Origin of the sequence: Pseudoxanthomonas fibrivorans (assembly GCF_041464125.1) — a bacterium.
In the GTDB taxonomy this organism is placed as follows: Bacteria; Pseudomonadota; Gammaproteobacteria; order Xanthomonadales; family Xanthomonadaceae; genus Pseudoxanthomonas.
Genome location: NZ_JBGNUG010000001.1, coordinates 852,146 through 870,707, shown reverse-complemented (window position 1 = coordinate 870,707; position 18,562 = coordinate 852,146). Strand labels below are relative to the sequence as shown.

18 protein-coding genes and 1 pseudogene are annotated in these 18,562 nt (G+C 70.4%); 5 read left to right on the top strand and 14 right to left on the bottom strand.

Annotated elements, in window-relative coordinates:
* Positions 1-29 precede the first annotated feature (29 nt).
* A complete protein-coding gene (gene motB, locus ACA089_RS04105; protein WP_372013620.1) occupies positions 30-1,013 on the bottom strand; it encodes a flagellar motor protein MotB in 984 nt (327 codons plus the stop codon).
* Positions 1,014-1,017: 4 nt separating this feature from the next.
* Positions 1,018-1,872: a flagellar motor stator protein MotA gene (gene motA, locus ACA089_RS04100; protein WP_372013618.1), complete on the bottom strand. Its 855-nt coding sequence runs from the start codon at positions 1,870-1,872 to the stop codon at positions 1,018-1,020.
* 108 nt (positions 1,873-1,980) lie between these two features.
* Here motA and ACA089_RS04095 point away from each other — a divergent pair, with 108 nt between their 5' ends.
* From ACA089_RS04095 to ACA089_RS04085, 3 genes are all read left to right on the top strand, one after another.
* On the top strand, positions 1,981-2,424 hold the full coding sequence (locus tag ACA089_RS04095) for a hypothetical protein (protein ID WP_372013616.1): 444 nt from the start codon (positions 1,981-1,983) through the stop codon (positions 2,422-2,424).
* A 68-nt stretch (positions 2,425-2,492) separates the two neighbouring features.
* Entirely contained in the window at positions 2,493-2,909 is a 417-nt protein-coding gene (locus ACA089_RS04090) for a DUF1801 domain-containing protein (protein WP_372013614.1), read from the top strand.
* A 56-nt stretch (positions 2,910-2,965) separates the two neighbouring features.
* Positions 2,966-3,310: a RidA family protein gene (locus ACA089_RS04085; protein ID WP_372013612.1), complete on the top strand. Its 345-nt coding sequence runs from the start codon at positions 2,966-2,968 to the stop codon at positions 3,308-3,310.
* Between the two features lie 19 nt (positions 3,311-3,329).
* On the opposite strand, the gene ACA089_RS04080 is transcribed toward ACA089_RS04085, so the two are convergent.
* The 6 genes and pseudogenes from ACA089_RS04080 to ACA089_RS04055 all read right to left on the bottom strand — a co-directional run bounded on the left by ACA089_RS04080 (position 3,330) and on the right by ACA089_RS04055 (position 8,335).
* Complete coding sequence (locus tag ACA089_RS04080) at positions 3,330-3,638, bottom strand: polysaccharide biosynthesis protein (protein WP_372013610.1); 309 nt, start codon at positions 3,636-3,638, stop codon at positions 3,330-3,332.
* Positions 3,639-3,641: 3 nt separating this feature from the next.
* Entirely contained in the window at positions 3,642-4,604 is a 963-nt protein-coding gene (locus ACA089_RS04075) for a hypothetical protein (protein WP_372013608.1), read from the bottom strand.
* 79 nt (positions 4,605-4,683) lie between these two features.
* Positions 4,684-6,054, bottom strand: coding sequence for a carbohydrate porin (locus ACA089_RS04070; RefSeq protein WP_372013606.1), 1,371 nt, complete (start codon positions 6,052-6,054; stop codon positions 4,684-4,686).
* A gap of 3 nt (positions 6,055-6,057) precedes the next feature.
* Positions 6,058-7,590, bottom strand: a complete 1,533-nt coding sequence (locus ACA089_RS04065; protein ID WP_372017644.1) for a CoA transferase — start codon at positions 7,588-7,590, stop codon at positions 6,058-6,060.
* Positions 7,591-7,665 (bottom strand): annotated as a pseudogene (locus ACA089_RS04060) (twin-arginine translocation signal domain-containing protein); the annotation flags it as partial.
* Between the two features lie 196 nt (positions 7,666-7,861).
* Entirely contained in the window at positions 7,862-8,335 is a 474-nt protein-coding gene (locus ACA089_RS04055) for a DUF6491 family protein (RefSeq protein WP_372013604.1), read from the bottom strand.
* Between the two features lie 235 nt (positions 8,336-8,570).
* Between ACA089_RS04055 and ACA089_RS04050 the strand changes: the two genes are divergently transcribed.
* Positions 8,571-9,782: a patatin-like phospholipase family protein gene (locus tag ACA089_RS04050; RefSeq protein WP_372013603.1), complete on the top strand. Its 1,212-nt coding sequence runs from the start codon at positions 8,571-8,573 to the stop codon at positions 9,780-9,782.
* Between the two features lie 17 nt (positions 9,783-9,799).
* On the opposite strand, the gene ACA089_RS04045 is transcribed toward ACA089_RS04050, so the two are convergent.
* The 5 genes from ACA089_RS04045 to ACA089_RS04025 form a co-directional block, all read right to left on the bottom strand.
* Positions 9,800-11,476 (bottom strand): mechanosensitive ion channel family protein, encoded by a 1,677-nt coding sequence (locus ACA089_RS04045; protein ID WP_372013601.1) that lies wholly within the window; start codon positions 11,474-11,476, stop codon positions 9,800-9,802.
* A 600-nt stretch (positions 11,477-12,076) separates the two neighbouring features.
* Complete coding sequence (locus ACA089_RS04040; protein WP_372013599.1) at positions 12,077-12,439, bottom strand: hypothetical protein; 363 nt, start codon at positions 12,437-12,439, stop codon at positions 12,077-12,079.
* 163 nt (positions 12,440-12,602) lie between these two features.
* Positions 12,603-13,013, bottom strand: a complete 411-nt coding sequence (locus tag ACA089_RS04035) for a hypothetical protein (RefSeq protein WP_372013597.1) — start codon at positions 13,011-13,013, stop codon at positions 12,603-12,605.
* 198 nt (positions 13,014-13,211) lie between these two features.
* Positions 13,212-14,654, bottom strand: coding sequence for a MipA/OmpV family protein (locus tag ACA089_RS04030; RefSeq protein WP_372013595.1), 1,443 nt, complete (start codon positions 14,652-14,654; stop codon positions 13,212-13,214).
* Between the two features lie 88 nt (positions 14,655-14,742).
* The gene (locus ACA089_RS04025; protein WP_372013593.1) at positions 14,743-15,990 is read right to left on the bottom strand and encodes an arginine deiminase; all 1,248 of its coding nucleotides are present in this window, start codon (positions 15,988-15,990) and stop codon (positions 14,743-14,745) included.
* A gap of 353 nt (positions 15,991-16,343) precedes the next feature.
* Here ACA089_RS04025 and ACA089_RS04020 point away from each other — a divergent pair, with 353 nt between their 5' ends.
* Positions 16,344-16,775: an outer membrane lipoprotein gene (locus ACA089_RS04020; protein ID WP_372013591.1), complete on the top strand. Its 432-nt coding sequence runs from the start codon at positions 16,344-16,346 to the stop codon at positions 16,773-16,775.
* 70 nt (positions 16,776-16,845) lie between these two features.
* On the opposite strand, the gene ACA089_RS04015 is transcribed toward ACA089_RS04020, so the two are convergent.
* Positions 16,846-18,273, bottom strand: a complete 1,428-nt coding sequence (locus ACA089_RS04015; RefSeq protein WP_372013590.1) for a basic amino acid/polyamine antiporter — start codon at positions 18,271-18,273, stop codon at positions 16,846-16,848.
* Between the last annotated feature and the right edge of the window lie 289 nt (positions 18,274-18,562).

Here is an 18,562-nt window from a genome sequence, read left to right as displayed (position 1 = left end):
ACATGCCACGTCTGGGGCGGAGTGTATGCCTATTGCAGGCCGCCGGCGCGGGCGGCGACGGGGGTGTCCGGGAACGCCTGTGCGCCGGCGACCGCAGCCGCGGCAGGGCCCGGGGGAGCGGGCGGGGCGGCGGCCACCGGTGCGCCGTCGGAGGCGCGGTTCAGCACCACGATGCTGATCCGCCGGTTGACGGGGGCACGCGGGTCGTTGCGGTCGAACGGTACCGAAGAGGCCAGCCCGACCACCCGGGCGACGCGCGCCTCGTCCAGCCCCCCCTCCAGCAGGGCCCGGCGGGCGGCGTTGGCGCGGTCGCTGGACAGCTCCCAGTTGCCGTAGCCCATCGGCGCGTGGAACGGGGTCTCGTCGGTATGGCCGGCCAGCGCGATCCGGTGCGGCGTGCCGGCGAGCAGCTTGCCCAGCTCGTGCATCACCTCGGCCGTGTAGTCCTTCATGCTGGCGCTGCCGAGGTCGAACATCGGCCGGTTCAGGCGGTCGACGATCTGCACGCGCAGGCCTTCGGGGGTCAGGTCGATCAGCAGCTGGTCCTTGAACGGCGCCAGCGCCTGGCTCTTCTCGATCGCCGCCTCGAGGTCCCGGCGCAGCTCGTCCAGCTGGCGGTGGTCCTCGGCGGCCGCCGCCGCGCGCGCGTCGGCCTCGGCATCGCTCGGCACGCGGCTGCGGGTGGCCTCGCCGGGCTCGCCGACCTTGGGCCCGACGCCGCCGGGCATCGACAGGGCGTTGGCGGTCGGGATCAGCTTGTCCGACGCGCCGCCCGGGCCGAGCGAACTGGTGCCCGGGATCGCCGCGGTGCCTTCCACCGCGCTGGGGTTCTTGAAGTATTCCGACACCGCCGCCTTCTGTTCCTTGCTGGCGATGCCGACCAGCCACATCACCAGGAAGAAGGCCATCATCGCGGTGACGAAGTCGGCGTAGGCGACCTTCCAGGCGCCACCGTGGTGGCCGCCGGCGACCTTCTTGACCCGGCGGATGATGATCGGCTGCTTGGCGTCCATGGCGTCAGCGGCTGCCGCGCAGGTGCGCCTCGAGGTCGGCGAAGGCCGGCCGCACGTCGGAGAACAGCAGCTTGCGCGCGAACTCCACCGCCACCGTCGGCGGGTAGCCGCGCAGGCTGGACACCAGCGCCATCTTGATGATCTCGAACGCCTTGCCTTCCTCGTGCGCGCGGTGGGCCATCGACGCGGCCAGCGGCCCGACGAAGCCGTAGCCCAGCAGGATGCCGAGGAACGTGCCGACCAGCGCGGCGGCCACGTGGTGGCCGATGGTGGCGACGTCGCCGCCGATCGAGGCCATCGTCACGACGATGCCGAGCACCGCGGCGACGATGCCGAAGCCGGGCAGGGAGTCGGCCAACACCTGCAGCGCATGCGCCGGTTCGGCCGCTTCGTGGTGGTGGGTCTCGACCTCGATCTCCAGCAGCTGCTCGAGCTCGTGCGGTTCCATGTTGCCGCTGACCATCAGCCGCAGGCAGTCGGTGGTGAACTCCATCAGGTGGTGGTCGGCGAGCAGCTTCGGATACTTGGAGAAGACCGGGCTGGACTCGGGATTGTCGATGTCCTTCTCGATCCCGATCATGCCCTCCTTGCGCGCCTTGACCAGCACGTCGTAGACCATCGACAGGATGTCCACGTAGTCGGCGCGCTTGTAGCGGGCGCCCTTGAGCAGGCCGGGGATGCCCAGCAGCGCGGCCTTGACCACCTTGAGCGGGTTGGCCACCAGGAAGGCGCCGAACGCCGCGCCGCCGATGATCAGCACTTCGTACGGTTGCCACAGCGCGGCCAGCTTGCCGTGCGAGAGGACGAACCCCCCGAGCACGCTGATGATGACGACGATGAAGCCGATGATGATGAGCATGGCGGCGTGCGGGGAGGTGACGTCCTGGTATCGGCGCGGCCGGCCCGAAGTTGAGCCGCCGCCCGTGCGCTAGACTCGCCGCGACAATCGTCCACAGGGGGACACGGGATGGCACGGGGAATCCGCATCGCGCTCGGAACGCTGCTGGCATTGATCACGGGCGCCGCGGTCGCGGCCGGGCCGGCGGTGGACAGCGTGGAGCTGAACGGCGCCACGGTCTGGAAGACCCGGGTGATCCCGGACGGCGTGCCCGGGGTGTACCTGTACGAGCGCCAGGGCGAACCGAAGATCGTCCTCAACGCGGACGGCACCGGCAGCTTCCAGCCGCACATGGTGGCGCCGATCCCGATCCGCTACTGGATCCTCTCCGACGCGCAGGGCGAGCCGGTGAAGGAAAGCGGCGGCGCCAACTACCGGTATACGGTGGTGCTCCAGTATGGTCCGGGTGGCGGCGGCAACTATCCCGAAGGCGGCTACGACAGCTGGTACTGGACGTGGCTGGCCGACCAGGGCTGCGCGAACATCCTGGGCGAACGCTTCAAGTGCGGCTGAAGCCTCGGGAATGGCTTCCCGCCGCCTGACGCCGAATCGCCGGCAGGCAGCAGCCACGGAGAGGAACGATGGCAGAACCCAAGACGCGCCCCACCGACGTTCCGCTCGAAACCTTCCTCGCACGGCTCGACGAGCCACGGCGCGCCGACGCCCGCGCCCTGGCGGGGCTGATGCAGGAGGTCACCGGCGAGCCACCGGTGGTGTGGGGCGGCGACATCGTCGGCTTCGGCCAGTACGCGCAGCAATATGCCGACGGACGTCGCCTGCCGTGGCCGCTGCTGGCGTTCTCGCCGCGGGGCAGGGAGATCTCCATCTACCTGATGGACGGATTCGCCGAGCGACAGGCGCTGCTGGCCGGTCTCGGCCGCCATCGCGCAGGCAGGTCCTGCCTGTACCTGCGCAGGCTGTCGGACGCGGCGCCCGACGTGCTGCGCGAGCTTCTCCGGGCAAGCGCGGCGACACTCGAACCCCAGCGCATCCGCTGAGGGGCGTGTATGCTGCGCCGCCGCCCCGCGGCCCCCTCCATCGTCAGGAGTTCCCCATGATCCAGCGTTTCGACGTCGGCCCGCGCATGTCCGAACTGGCCGTCCACAACGGCGTGGCGTACCTGGCCGGTCAGGTGCCGGAGGACGCGTCGCAGGACATCACCGGCCAGACCCGGCAGGTGCTCGAGGCGATCGACGCGCTGCTGGCCCAGGCCGGCACCGACAAGACCCGGATCCTGCGCGCGCAGATCTTCCTTGCCGACATCGCCGACTTTCCCGGCATGAACCAGGCCTGGGACGCATGGGTCGCCGCCGGCCACACGCCGCCGCGCGCCACCGTGCAGGCGCCGCTGGCCAAGCCGGAGTGGAAGGTCGAGATCGTCGTCACCGCCGCGGTCTGATCCACCGGCCGGGCGCGGGTCAGCGGCCGCGCGTGGACTGCCGCAGGCCGCGGTGGGCGCGGACCGCCATGATCCCGTACATCGCGCCGCTGGCGACCACGTGCGCGACCGCCGCACCGGTCGCGCCCAGTGGCGGGACCAGCGCCGCCAGCAGCGCCACCTGCAGCAATGCGGCGATCGCCACCGCCTGGAACACCCGGCGGTGTTGCCCCCGCTGCTTGAGGTAGGTGGGCGCCATCGCCAGCACCGTGCCCAGTGCCGTGCCCAACGCGAGGATCCGCAACGCGGTGGCGCCCTCGGCGACGAACTCCGGCCGGAACAAGGCCATCAGCTACGGCGCGAACCCGAGCACGAGCGCGAGGTAGGCCAGCAGCGGCGGCACCAGCCAGCGCAGGCGTTGCATCCGCAACCGGTGGATGGCGCCGATGTCGCCCCGTTCCAGCAGCAGCGACAGGCGGCCGGCGTAGACCCGGTTGGTGGCGGTCGCCAGCACCTGGGCGACCGCGGCGGTGGCGAATGCGGCGGCGAACGCGCCGACCGCGCTGGCCGGGGCCTGCAGCCATTCCAGGCCGACGATCGCGGCCTGCGCCAGCAGGCCCATCGACACGCGGTAGATCCAGAAAGGACGTGCCTCGCGCATCCATCGCCGGGAGGCGGCGGTGTCGCGCGTCGCGGCTTGCCCCGGCCAGTCGCGACGGACCTGCCTGGCCATCAGCGCGAAGGCCAGGCCCCACGCCACGCCCCAGGCGGCGATCGCCCACCACGCCTGGGCGCCGGGCTGGCGGGGCAGAAGCAATCCAAGGCCCACGATCGCGAGCGTCGTGGCCGGCACCAGGACCCGGAACACCAGGCCCGCGAAGAGCGGACGCCCTGACGCGGTGAGTACTTCGAGTAGCAGGTGCACCTGTGCACCGGCGGGCAACGACAGGCAGGCGAGTACCACGGCCAGGCGCGTGTCCGCCGCGAGCCCGGGCGCGTGCCACGCCCACGCGCCGACGACGGCTGCCACCACCATGCTCCCCAACAGCACGCGCCTGCGCGCGAAGCCGAGGAAGCCGTGCAGGGGATCCGCCGCGCGGCGCTCCACCAGCGGCGGCAACAGCTTCAGCGAATACTTCTCCAGCCCCTGCGGGGCCAGGGTAACCATCAGGATGAACACCGCCGAAGCCACCACGTAGCTTTCGAAGCCGGCCACCCCCAGATGCCGGGCCAGCCCCACGCCCAGCGCATAGGCCAGCGCCTGCCCGGCCAGCGAGACGGCCACCAGCCGCGTGGCCCACCCGGGACCCTTCATTCCCGGCGGCGCGTTGGCGTTCCCGCCTGCACCTGCCCGGGCCACCTGAGCCATCGCGCGGGAGCCGGGCGTCGCTGGCTCAGAACGTCAACCTTCCACGGAGGCTGAACACCCAGATCGCGTCGGTGGCCCGGGTCAGCGCAGGGTCGACCTGCACCTGCACGTCCGGGGTGATCGCGAAGTGCGGGGTGACGTGGAAGCGGTAGAACACCTCGGCGGTGTACTGGTCGCGCAACTGCGGGCTGGCCGGCTGCAGGCCGCCGATCGCCACGCCGAACAGGTCGGAGAAATGCTCGGTGGGCCGCCAGCCCAGGCCCACGGCCGCGTTGTTGTCGACGAACCAGCCTTCGGACCAGCCGGCGCGGGCGAACCACATCATGTTCGTGCCCAGCATGTAGTTGGCGTTGAACGCCAGGCCCTTCGCCCGCGGCAGCCCGCCCTGTTCCGGATCCTTGTACCAGGCGGTGAGGTGGATGTTGTTGGCGTCCATCGCCGCGCGCGCCTGGATCGGGGTGCCGGTGCGCGCCAGCGCGCTCCAGCCCACCTCGAGCATGTAGAAGTGCTCGGACTTGCTGAAGAAGTCGTCGATCGTGCTGCCGGTGTCGTCGCTGTGGACGGTGAACATGCCGGGCTTGAGGTAGAACCCGGTGGTGGTCGGATACCACGCGGCCACCGCGCCGAAGCCGCGCAGTGGCGCGGCGATCGACGGGCTGGTCGAGAACGCCTGGCTGAGGAACTGGCGGTTGTCGTCGAAGAACGGATAGGCGTTGAGGAAGTTGGGCGCGAAGATCTTGCCGATCGTGTACTGGAAGCGGTTGTCGGCCAGGTTCTGGCGGATGTAGGCCTGGGTCACGCCGAGGCTGAAGTCGCCGTAGGTGGCGGCGGTGGGGATCAGCGAACCGGTGGCCATGCCGGCCTGCAGCGGCGCCAGGTCGGTGCCGACCGGGCGCCGGTCCTCGACGGCGACGTCGAACGACATCGCGTTGGCCTGGCCGCGGTTGAACAGGTCGTAGGAGAAATTCAGGGTCAGCTTGCTGCCGACCGCGTTGTGCTCGTCGACCAGGCTGCTCGAATAGTTCTGCCAGAGCATCATCCACGAGCCGCCGAAGGTCAGGCCGGTGTCCTGGCGCACGCGGTTCTTCCAGGCGAACCAGGAATTCATGCCCGTTTCGCGCCGCATCCAGCCGGTCGGCACCGCGGTGTCTTCCTGCAGGTCGCCCTGCACGGTCATCGACGTGTCGAGCAGGTCGGGGTAGGGCTCCCGGTCGGCGATGTCCGCCAGGGTGAGGTCCAGCGGCGCCGGGTCGCCGGCCGCGGTCGCCGGCGCGTCCGTGGCCTCGACCGGGGCTGCCGCCTGCTGGGCATGGCCGGCGACCGGCGACAGGCCCCAGCACAGGCCTGCCGCCAGCACGTGGATACGCAGGGCAGGGGAGGGAGCCGCAGTCTTCATGGCTCAGCCCTCCCAGCGCGTCGGGTCGCTGCCGCGGACGCTCACCAGCGGCTCGCGCCAGCGCCCAGGCGTCCTGGACAGGCGGACCTGCGGCACGAGCCGCTCCACCTCGCCATAGGGCGTCGGCCGCCTCATCGTCTCCGGCGGCGACATGCGGTTTTCCGGTCGCGACGCATCGAAGCGGATGTCGGCGAAATCGCCGAGGCTCTGGAACCACATCGCCGCGCGCGACAGGTTCACCCGGACGTGCCAGCTGCCGCCTTCCGCCGCCTGCCGGCGCATGGCGGCCAGGATCCCGGCCGCGCCGATGTAGCCGGTGATGTAGTCGTTCATCACCAGGGTCGGCGGGAAACGCGGCACGCCGATGCCACCGCCTTCGGTGATGGTGAAGCCGGTGGTGGACACGCCTTCCATGTCGAAGCCTGCCCGGTCGCTCCAGGGACCGTCCCAGCCGTAGGCGCGGGCGGAGAGGTAGATGATGCCGGGGCTGCGCGCGGCCACTTCCTCGGCGCCGAAACCGAGGCCTTCGATCGCGCGGCCACGGAAGCTCTCGACGAAGACGTCGGTCTGCGGCAGCAGTCCCGCCAGCCGCCGGTTCTGCGCGGCGTCCCGCAGGTCCACCCAGGTCGAGCGCATGCCGACGTTGACGTCCACCACCAGCGCTTCGTGCTCGAAGCTCTGGTCGCGGGCGACGTGCAGCACCTCGGCCCCGTACTCGGCCAGGGTCCGCGCGGCGGTCGTGCCGGCGATCACGTGCGTGCAGGCCATCACGCGCTTGCCGGACAGCGGCCGTTCGGGGGACGGGGAGAACGGCTTCGGCGGCGCGTCGCCGATCCGGACGATCTCGATCAGCGGCGTGCCCGCCAGGTACCTGCCCTGGGGATGGGCCAGCCATTCCTCGCGCGTGCGGTGCAGGGCGGCCACGCCGCGGCGGGCGGCGATGGTGTCCTCCAGTTCCTGCCCGTCCCACTTCTTGACCGCCGCACGGATCGCCGCCTGGTCCTGGGTGACGTTGAGCACCGCCAGGATCCGGTCCATCAGCTGCGGATAGATGCCGGTGAGGTTGATGAAGCGTCCATCGCGCGTTTCGAAGGACTGGAACGACAGCGGATTGCCCAGGCCGATCGGGGCCTGCAGCATCAGTCCGTTGACGTTGGGCTTCCATGAGGTCAGCAGGGCGGGGATGGGGTCGCTCGCCGGGATCAGGCCGGCGCCCTGCAGCTTGGCGTGGACCAGGCCGATGAGCGGGTTCACGTTCCACACCGCCTGCCGCAGGTCCACGCTCAGGTCCTGGCCTTCGCCGGTGCGCTGGCGCCAGATCGCCGCCGCGCCGACGCCCGCGGCCATGGCCGGGATCGCCATGCAGGCGCCGATGCGGAAGTGGCTGCGCAGCAGCGGGTCGGCGCCGGTGAACTCGACCTTGCCCCCGGCGTCGGCCGGCGTGCCCCCGATCCCGCGCATGAATTCGCCGAAGCTGGTGTCGATGTCGAAGCTGGCGGCGGGCTGGGCGACCGCCGAGTCGAACGGGAAGCGCATGGCAAGGGCCGCGCCGGCGACGGTGGCGGCTCCTGTTTTCAGAAACGTACGGCGATCCTGGTCTGGGGGCGACATGCAGTTCTCCTGGGATGGAATGACTGGCTTGCGCGATCGGCGGTACGGAAGCGATGTCTGGGGCGGTGCGCCTGCGGGTGCGAACGGAGTGCGTCGGACGCCGACGCTGCGGTGCGGAGGGGAACCCGATATCCGGTCGTGCGGTTGTGGCGGCGGACGGGCGGCGGGTCGCTGCGATGCCCGCCGGCCGGAAGCGCTATTCCTCTTCCGGCGCCACGCCCTCGGGACGGTCGACCACGCTGGCCTCGCGCAACTCGCGCTTGGCATCGCTGATCGCTCGACCGTCCAGTGGCCTGGCACTGGAAATCCTGCATGGTTGCGAGATCGCCGATCCGTTGGCCGCGCGTGGCTGGACGCTGTCCAGCCGCGGGTTGACCATGCCGAGCGAGTTGCTGATGGTGATCGAGCTGCCGAGCGAGAGTCCGGCGCAACGTGACCGGAATTCGAGCAGGTAGCCACGGTTGGGCGTATTCCAGATCGCCAGGGCCTGGTCGCCCAGCGGCGTCCACCGGTTGACCCCGGCGACCCGGTCGATGTTGAAGCTGGCGACCGGCGCGCCGGCATGCGTGCGGTAAAGCTCCAGGCGCTCGGCGGGGCTGAGCGCCGGTCCGGAGTGCGCGCACCCGGTGAGGAGGAGGGCCAATGCCAGCGCGTTCCATATCCGGTTCATGACGCCCACTCCAGTCCTGGATGGATGGGCCATTCAATACCGTTACGCGCCGGGTCCGCAAGACCTCGGGTGGCGGCGCGAGGTCTCGCTGCCGTCGGACATGCAGTACGCTGGGGTTCGCCGGCCCGGCGACGCCAGGGCGCCACGTCCGGGCCGGGCAGGCGCGGCCGGCGGCGGGCAGGCGCGGCCCGCCGCTGCGAGGATGATCGTCGACGGCCCATCGAAGCACAGGCGCATGACCACACCGTTCGCGACTTTCCGGGGAATCGTTGCATGCGCCACCCTTGCGGCCACGCTGGCCGCCTGTTCGGCGTTGCCGCGCAACCCGGTACCGGCCGGCCTGGCGTACGAAGCCGTCGTGCCGGGCATGCCCGACGTGCGCGCGCATGCCGGTCGCCCCGCGCCCGCGATGGAGCGCGACTACCTGCTGTCGCTCCGGCAGGAGTCGCCCGATGATTTCCCGGCCGGGCCGGACGGCACGATCCGCTATCCCCACCTGGCCCTGTCCGGCGGCGGCGTGAATGGCGCATTCGGCGCCGGCTTCCTCAAGGGCTGGACGGAGACCGGCACGCGTCCGGTGTTCAAGATCGTCACCGGGGTGTCCACCGGCGCGCTGATGGCGCCGTTCGCGTTCCTCGGGCCCGGCCACGACGAGGCGCTGCATCGCTTCTACACCACGACCACCAGCGGCGACGTGTTCACCGAGCGGTCCCGGATGATGGCGCTGATGCGTGGCGACGCACTGGCCAGCACCGCGCCACTGGCCCGGCTGATCGAGCGCTACGTCGACGCGGCGCTGCTGGCGCAGGTCGCGCAGGCCCACCGGCAGGGCAGGCGCCTGTACATGGGCACCGTCGACCTCGACACCCGCAGTTTCGTGGTCTGGAACATGGGGATGATCGCCGGACATGGCGACGAGCGTGCCCTGGCCCTGTTCCGGAAGATCATGCTGGCTTCCTCGTCGGTTCCGATCGCCTTTCCGCCGGTACTGTTCGAGGTGGAGGCCGGCGGGCGCCGCCACGACGAGATGCACGTGGACGGGTTCGTCTGGGCCAACGTGTTCCTCAACGCGGGCCTGTTCCAGACCAGCACGCTCTACGAACGCGCCGGCCGCGGCCCGGCGCGCGAGGACATCTTCGTCATCCACAACGGCCAGCTCACCGCGCCGCCGGCATCCACCCCGCGGTCGTTGCGCGCCGTGGCGGTGCGCACCATCGATGTCTCGGCCCGTTCCAGCATCGTCGGCGACCTCTATCGCGAATACGCGTTCGCCCGTCGCGGCAACGCCGACTTCCACTGGATCACGATCGACGAACGGGTGCGCCTTCCCGACCTCACCGCATTCGACCCGTCGCAGATGGACGGGCTCTACCGGGCCGGCTACCAGGCGGCGCTCGACGGCCCCGCGTGGAGGAACCGCCCGCCCGGGATGAGTGGAGGCGAGTAGGGGAGCGAACTGCGCGGCTACGCCCCACCGGGCGGGGGCAGGCGTTCCCAGTGCTCCCGCGGCACCAGCTTGGGCTGTTCCGGGTCGGCTTCGTAGTTGGGCGACATGATCTGCACGCCCTCGGCGTTGAAGGCGTCCTGGATCTGCGCATGGAGCTCGCTCAGCACGAACGCGCGCCTTAGCACGTCGGCGACGCGTACCCGCAGGCGATAGTCCACGTAGAAGTCCGACAGCGCGGTCTGCAGCACGAACGGCGCGGGCTCGGCCGCCACGCCGGCGGTGCGCGAGGCCGCGGCCAGCAGCAGCCGGTGCACCTGCCGCCAGGGCGTGTCGTAGCCGATGGTGACGCCCGTCTCCAGCCACATGCCCGGCCCGTCCGGATGCCGCGAGTAGTTGTGCAGCTGCCCGCCGAGCACGACATTGTTGGGAATGCTCACCTCCACGCCGGTAACGGTGCGCAGGCGGGTGGTGAACAGGCCGATCTGCATCACCACGCCCTCCACGTCGCCGCTGCGCACGTAGTCGCCGACGGACATGGTCCGCGAATAGAGGATGGTGAAGCCGCCTGCCGCCTGCCCGACGATGCCGGAGGCGCCGAGCGAGATCATCAGGCCGACCAGCACGCTCAGCCCCTTGAACGCTTCGGTGCCCGACCCGGGCAGGTAGGGGTAGGCCATGGCCAGCGCGAACAGCCAGATCACCACGTTGACCAGCTTGCGGGTGGGTTCGGCCAGGCTGCGGTCGATGCCGAACAGCTGGAACCGCCCCTCCTGCACGCCGCGGAAGGTGAGCCGGACCGACTGGGTGAGCAGGCGTGCGAGCACGAAGATCAGCAGGGCCGCGACCAGGCCCGGCAACGCCGCGGCGATTGCATGGGCCCAGCCCTGCAGCAGCCCCATCATCCAGTCGGTCATCGCATCGGCCCATGGCCGGGTGAAGCCGAACTGCCCGAGCACGAAGCGCACCCATTCCTCGACGATCAGGAACAGCGCCACCGCGACCAGGATCCGCATCAGCCAGCCGGCGGCGATCCGGATGCCACCCAGCAGGTGGCGCATGGCATCGCGCTCGGCGGCCTCGCTGCGCTGCTGGATCCTGTGCTTCAGCCGCTCCCGGAGGCGTCGGCCGATCCAGAGCACCACGCGGGCGGCCAGGACGGCCACGACCGTCGCCAGCAACGACCACAGCACGCCCTGGAGCAGCCGGGTCGGGGCCTGCTCCCGGCGTGCCGTCGTGACCGCCGCCTGCAGCCGGCCGGCGACCCCGAGGCGTGCCTGCGCCATGGTTTCGCCGCGCAGGGCGTCCAGGTCGCCGGGGGTAACGATCATCACCAGCTCGTCGGACAGCAGCACCAGCAGGCCTTCGGAGGACTGGCGGAAATCGACCTTGAGCGGTCCGCCGCGCTCGAAGGCCCGCCGGATGGCTTGCTCGGCGGTCCGCGCCCGCAGCTCCGGCGTGCGGCCGAGGAACTCCGTTCGCAGGGTCACGATGTCGCGGTTGTAGAAGCGTACGGTGGCATCGCCCTGGGCCGTCGCCTGCGAGTCCGCGGGCGGCGTGGCCGGTGCCGTGGTCGCCGATGGCATCGGCGGCGTCGATGCTGCCGCAAAGGCCATGGCCAGCAGCAGCACGGCCACCAGGCCGCGCAGCCTGCGCAGGACCGGCAGCGCCGGAAGGACGGACTGGATGCTCGTCATCGTGAGGCTCCCATCACAGGTGTCCTGGACCACGCGATCGCAGGTGTACCCGGGCGCCGCGGCCGCCGCCATTGGCTGTGAGGCCAACATGGCCGGGAAGGCGGAGGTGCAGTGCTGGGAACCCACCGGGCACCCATATCCGCACATAATGTGCATTATGCGAAATATCAGGGATGGGTCTGGTAGAGGGATGGCAGGGAATCATTACAAAAGCAGCCTTTGGGAGCCTAACGTTCGGCGCCGGCCGTGAACCGGCGTTGCATGACTTGCAGCGGATGCACGCAGGCCGGCCTGCGTGGGTTGTTCGCGGACGCCGCTGTACCCGACGACTGGCGGGAACGCGCTGGCCGGCCTGCGCATGCGATCGAGGCACGCGTGCCCCCGGCGGCGCCAGCACGCGCAGATGCAGCGCGCACCACCCTGTCGGACCAGCACGGTCGGCCCGCGAGCGTGCGTGGGGAGCGGATCGCCCGCGGCCGACTGCGCGAGCAGGTGGACCGCGGGCATATGCTTGCTCGTTCGGCCGTAGCGGGTAGTCAGCGCCGCCGCTACCGGCCTGCCCGGCGACCGGCGCGCGCAACCGGCCGCATCCGGCGCGGCTCACTCCTCGGTGCAGGTGCCCTTGCCCGTCGTCTTGCCGCAACCGTCCTTGCAGCTGACTGTGGCCGAGTTGACGCCGTCCTTGCACTCGCCTTCGCTGACGCTGGACAGGCAGGAACCACCGCCGGTCCCGGTGGAAATCTTGAACGACCGGTCGGTGCACACGAGCCGGCCGACCGCATGGGTGGGCCGTGGCGCAGGCGCGGCCAGGTCGCGGGCCGCCGGCGCCGGGGCGCGCGCCGGCGTGGCCGACTGGGCTGCGTCCTTGACCTTGGCTGGCGGCCGCTCATCGGCGAGCGCGGTCGGTGCAGCGATGCCGAGCAGCACGAGGAGGAAACAGCGAAGGGAGCTGGATGAAATCATGGCGGGATCCTGGTGTGTGGTGGAAGGCCGCGAGGCCGTCCCATCGCTAACGCAGGAACGCGGCGCGATCGGACGTCGCGACCCGTGCGTGGCACCGCCGCACCAGAACGAGGTTCTGCACGCCTGAGGCACGTGGAGGGCGCGGAGGGGCCCCCTCCGGGCCTCACCATCTGCACGCCGCGGCGATCCGCGCGGTCCAGGCCCGGCGCTGGGCCATCGGGACGCGCAGGCCGGCCTTGTAGAGCGCGCGGTCGCGGCGGGCCTTCTCCGCGTCGCAGCTGCCGACGCCTGCAGACCCGCGCGGCACGACGGGTCGCGTCGCGCGCCGGCCGCGCGGCGCACCGACCGTCCTGCGCTCGGCCGGCGTGGCCTGTTGCACCTGCCGCAGTCGTTCGACGTCGGCGTCCGCGGGGGGCGCATAGTCCCCATGCGTCCAGGTCTTCGCCTGGACCTGGCCCGCGGTGCACGGCGCGGACTGGTACACGACGGCCTCGCCGCCCACGCACTTGAACACCTGCTGGGCATCGCAGGTGGCCGGCGACAGGACGAGTGCGACGATGAGCCGGAGCCGCATGGGCATTCCCTCCATGGAACGCATGCAGCCTAGACCCGGTCGGGCGGCGACGGCAGCGGGAAACGGAGCGCTGCGCCGTGGGTGTTTTCCGACTTCGCTCCCGGCGTGCGCTGGCGGACGGCCGCGCCCGGCCAGCGATGCGGCGATGCGGCGATGCGGCGGCGCGGTGGCGCGCCAGCGTGCCTCCGGCCGATCCCGTTACAGCGTCGCTTCCACGTACGCGTAGATGTAGTTGGATCCGCCATCGACGCTGCCCAGCAGCCGCGAGCTGGCGAAGATGCCGGAACGGTGCGAGATGCCCAGGCCGAAATAGGTCTGCTTCAGGCCAGGCGAACCGAACAGGTCGCCGAGGCTGACGTCGATCGTGGGGTCCAGGTAGTTGAGCAGCTTGGAGGTCGGTCGCTCGCGACGCGCCTGGCTGAGCACTTCCGGCGATGGCACGTGGTTGGCGTACGAGATGCCGGCGCCCATGCCGATCCGGGTGTTGACCCGGTGGCTCCACGGAAAGCCGTAGAAGAAGCCCTTCATGTACGCGTCGACCTGCCAGGAGTCCGGCTGCACCCGGTTCATCTCGTTGCGGTACAGCAGGCCGACGTAGCCGTGGAAATCCAGCGGCCAGCCGTTCACCCGCTCGATGAACGGCTTGCCCAGGTGCACGCCGGTCACGCTGCTCGGGAAGTCGTGGTCCAGCGAGGTGCAGCTCAGGGTCATGATCTTGACCATGTGGCAGCCGTCGGCCGATGCACGGCCGTAGAACACCTTCACCAGCAGCGGCACGCCATCGTCGTCCCAGCGTGAGATCGCGGTGCCGAAGTCGTACACCGCACCCGCGAACACCACCGGTTGCAGGCCGTCGCGCACGATCGGGCTGTCGGTCACCGCGCTGTCGTGCGCCGTCACCGCCACGCCGCCGATCAGGCGCCAGTTCTGCAGGAAACCGTAGGTCCCGTACAGGCCGACCGTGTAGTCGGTGCCGCTGCCGGGCGCGTACGCCGGCCGGTCCGGCCGTGCCTCCCAGCGGTCCACGCCGTAGTAGTAGTCGTTGAGGTCGGCGTCGCGGAAGGCAATGCTGACATCGGGCCGCAGGCTCCAGCGTTCGCCGCTCCAGGTGTACGAGTATCCGAGGCGCAATTCGCTTCCGTTCGAGGCGCCGCTCACGTCGGCCAGCGCGGTGGCGCGCAAGGTGCCCCACGGCAGCGCATGCCGGTAGCGCAGGCCGAGGTCGGCCCCGGCGTTGCGCGGCGCCATGCCCTCGGCCACGTCGGGCACGTCGTCCTCGGGGAAGCCCTCGAGCCGGCGGCCGAGGAACGCGTCGAAGCGGTGCGTGCCGTCGTCGACGAACTTGAAGCCGGCGCGGTCCGCGTTGAGGTAGAAGCGCTCGCCTTCGTAGAGGTAGAGCGGCAGGAGGTCGCTGCGCTGGCCGGCATCGAGGTACGGAGACTCCTCGAAGCGGTACAGGAAGCCGAGGCCCGCGCTGCCGGGCTCGTCGATCAGGTCGGCGATGGCATCGGTATCCACCTGCGCGGCGGCCGGGGCGGCGAACAGCGCGCCGGCGATGGCCAGCACCAGCGACGGGACGGCGGTGCCGAAGCGACCGGGGGAAGTACGGGTGCGCGATCGCCGCGCGGGGGTCTTGTCCATCAGCCTTCCATGCCGGTCCCGGTTTCGACGCGCGGCGGGACATGCGCCCGCCGCACCCTGGCTCCACCTGTCGGCGGAAACGCGCCGCTCAGAATTCCACCCCGTCGCGGATCAACGGGCAGGTCATGCAATGGCCACCGCCACGCCCGCGCCCAAGTTCGGCGCCGACGATCGTGATCACTTCGATGCCTTCCTTGCGCAGCGCGGTATTGGTGGTGACGTTGCGGTCGTAGGCCATGACCACGCCGGGCGCCAGCGCCACCAGGTTGTTGCCGCTGTCCCACTGCGAGCGCTCGGCGGCGTAGTGGTCCCCGCCGGCCGGCACCATGCGCAGCTTCTTCAGGCCCAGCGACTCGGCGACGACGTCGTTGAAGTGCTTCTTCTCCACGGTCACTTCGAAACCGGGCGCCTTGTCGCTCGGGCGCAGCGAGATCGGGGTGATCTGGTCGACGATGCCGGGGAAGTACGTGGCCACGTCGCGGTCGGCGAAGGTGAACACGGTATCCAGGTGCATGGCCGAGCGCAGCTTGGGCATCGAGGCGACGATCACCCGTTCGGCGGCGTTGTTGTCGAACAGCGACTTGGCCAGCTGGCCGATCGCGGTGCGCGAGCTGCGCTCGCTCATCCCCACCAGCACCACGCCGTTGCCGGGAACGAGCACGTCCCCGCCCTCGAGCGTCGCGTTGCCGTGGTCGATGGTCGGATCGCCGTACCAGACCGGGAACCCGGCGCCGGCGAAATCCGGATGGAACCGGTAGATCGCCGCGGTGAGGATGGTCTCCTCGTGGCGGGCCGGCCAGTACAGCGGATTGAGGGTCACGCCGCCGTAGATCCAGCAGGTCGTGTCGCGCGTGTACAGCATGTTCGGCAGCGGCGGCAGCAGGTAGCCGAACATGTCCGGCGCGGCGCGCGCACTGCGCAGGTTGGGCCCGGCGAATTCGTCCGGGATCTCGAGCACGCTCAGGCCGCCGATCAGCACGCCCGCCAGCTCCTGCGGCGGCAGGCCGTCGAGGTAGGCGCGGACATCGTCCATGACCTCCAGGCCGACCTCGTTCGCATTGATCTGGTGGTCCAGGATCCATTGCCGTGCCTGCGGGATCGCCACCGTCTCGCCCAGCAACTGGTGCATTTCGACCACGTCCACGCCACGGTCGCGCATTTTCGAGGCGAAGTCGAAATGGTCGCGGCGGGCGTTGTCGACCCACATCACGTCATCGAACAGCAGGTCATCCTTGTTGCGGGGCGTCAGCCGCAGGTGCGCGTTGCCCGGCGAGCAGACCAGGACCTTGCGCAGCACACCGACTTCGGAATGGACGCCATACACGGGTGCGGACATCTCGATCCTCCCTGGCGATGCATGTTGTGGCCGGCGTGCTGCCGCGCGAGGCGTGGCGGCCGGTGGATGTCGAGGCCCCCTGCCTCGACCCCATCTTTACACCGCGCGTGCCCGGCTGTCGAACGGGCCGCCCGGCGCGTCGCCGATGCGGCATGCGCCCTTGCGCGCGGCATCGCACGGGGAGTATGAAGGTAGCCGCAGTCCGATGGCATCCCGAACCAGCGTTTCCCGCGACCTGTCGCCCGGGGTTTTTCGCGCGAGTTCCCGGAACGGCAGCAAGGCGTGGCGGCGCTCCGCCCGCAGCACCCTTCCCTCGGAGGAATCTCATGAATCGGCAACCGATCCTTACCGGCGTGTTACTGACCGTCGGCATGCTCGCCATGGCGGGCTGCGCCACGCATGGCAGCCCCAGTACCTTCACCCGTTCGGAAGCCGGCCGGGCCCAGACCGTCGAATCGGGCACCGTCACTGCCGTCCGCGCGGTGTCGATCCAGAACGATTCCCGCGGCGTGGCCACGGCCACCGGCGCCGTGCTCGGCGGCCTGGCGGGCAGCACCGTGGGCGGCGGGCGCGGGCAGACGGCGGCAACGGTCGGCGGCGCGGTCGCCGGTGGCGCGGCCGGCAACGCCATCGCCGGGACCACGCGCGCGGGCGTCGAAGTCACGGTCCAGCTCGAATCCGGTCGCACCGTGGCGGTCGTCCAGGAAGGCAGCCCCGACCAGTTCCGCGTCGGCGACCGGGTGCGCGTCGCCTCCGACGGCGTGACCACCCGCGTGACGCGCTGACCGTCCTGGTGCCTCGCCTTCACCGCCCCGGCCTGTCCGGGGCGGTTCCATTTTCGGGCGTATGGCCCGGCTACAGCACGATGTAACCCGTGGCGATCCAGTAGATGCCGAGCGCCGCGCCGAGCACCGCCAGCGCCATGAGCACCAGGTCGGCGGTGCGCTCGAACACCTTCCTCCCCTGCTCCCGGCGCGCCCATACGTAGAGCAGGCTTCCGGGGGCGTAGAGGATGGCCGACAGCACGAGGAATTTCAGGCCGCCGGCGTACAGCAGGTAGCCGGTGTAGACCGTGGCCACGGCGGCGATGGCCACGTCGCGGGTGCGGTCGCCCGGCCGCAGCGTGTCGTAGGTGTCGCCGCGGGTGGTCAGCTGCATGGCGTAGCTGGCCACCAGCAGGAACGGGATCAGCGACATCGAGCTGGTCAGGTTGAGCATCAGCGCGAACGCATCGTTGGACCAGTAGGTGGTGATCACGATCGCCTGGGTCACCAGGTTGGTCGCCCACAATGCCGCGGATGGCACCTTTGCCGAATTCTCGCGGGCGAACAGCGCCGGCATCGCGCGCGTGCGCGCCGCCGCCGACATCACTTCGGCGCAGATCAGCGACCAGGCCAGGTAGGCGCCGAGGACGGAAATCAGCAGGCCGACGCTGACGAACATGGCCCCCCACGGCCCGACGACGGCTTCGAGCACCGTGGCCATGGAGGGCTGGCGCATGCCGGCGATGTCCTCGCGCGGGATGACCGCGTAGGGCAACAGGGTGACCAGCACCATCAGCGTGGTCACCAGCAGGAACCCGCTGACCGTGGCGAAGCCCACGTCGCGCCGTTCGCGGGCATAGCGCGAGTACACGCTCGCGCCTTCGATGCCGAGGAACACGAACACCGTCACCAGCATGGTCGCGCGCACCTGCTCGCCGATCCCGCCCTCCAGGCCGCCGCCGTAGAAGTTGAACCGGAACATGTCCATCTTGAAGGCGAAGGCCATGATCCCGATGAACACCACGATCGGGATGATCTTGGCGATGGTCACGACCGTGTTGATCGCCGCGGCCTGCTGCACCCCGCGCAGGATCATGAAGTGGAACAGCCAGATGCCGACCGAGGCCACGCCGATGGCCACCATCGTGTTGCCTTCGCCGAACACGGGGAAGAACGCGCCGAGGGTCGACTTGATCAGCACCCAGTAGGACACGTTGCCGATGCAGCTGCCGATCCAGTAGCCGAACGCGGACAGGAAGCCCGGATAGTCGCCGTAGCCGTCCTTCGCGTAGGCGAACACGCCGGCGTCCAGGGCCGGCTTGCGTTCGGCCAGGAACTGGAACACGCGCGCCATCATGTACATGCCGGTGCCGGCGATGAGCCATGCGATGACCGCGCCCAGCGGCCCGGTGGCGCCCGCGAACGTGCGCGGCAGCGAGAAGATGCCCGCCCCGACCATGCCTCCGACCACCATCGCGGTGAGTTGCAGCCGCGACATCTTCCCGTCGACCGATGCCATGCCCTACCCCTTCCCTGGCCGCCGGGGCGGCGTCGGGGCCATGCTGTGCCGGCGCATCGACAATTGCAACGCGCCGCCGGGCAACACCCGGGGCGGCGGTCGCGGGACGGATGCGGACCGCGAAACCGGTCCCGACCGCCCTCGAACCGGCACCATCCCGCTGTCTGCCCACCCCGGCCGGACGTATCAGCGCGTGCCGTACCACCGGGGCGCCGGGAAGAAAATATCTTTACTTTCCTCCAATAAGGCGATCTTTCTCGCCTGGTTTGCCATGTGCTTGACTCTGTAG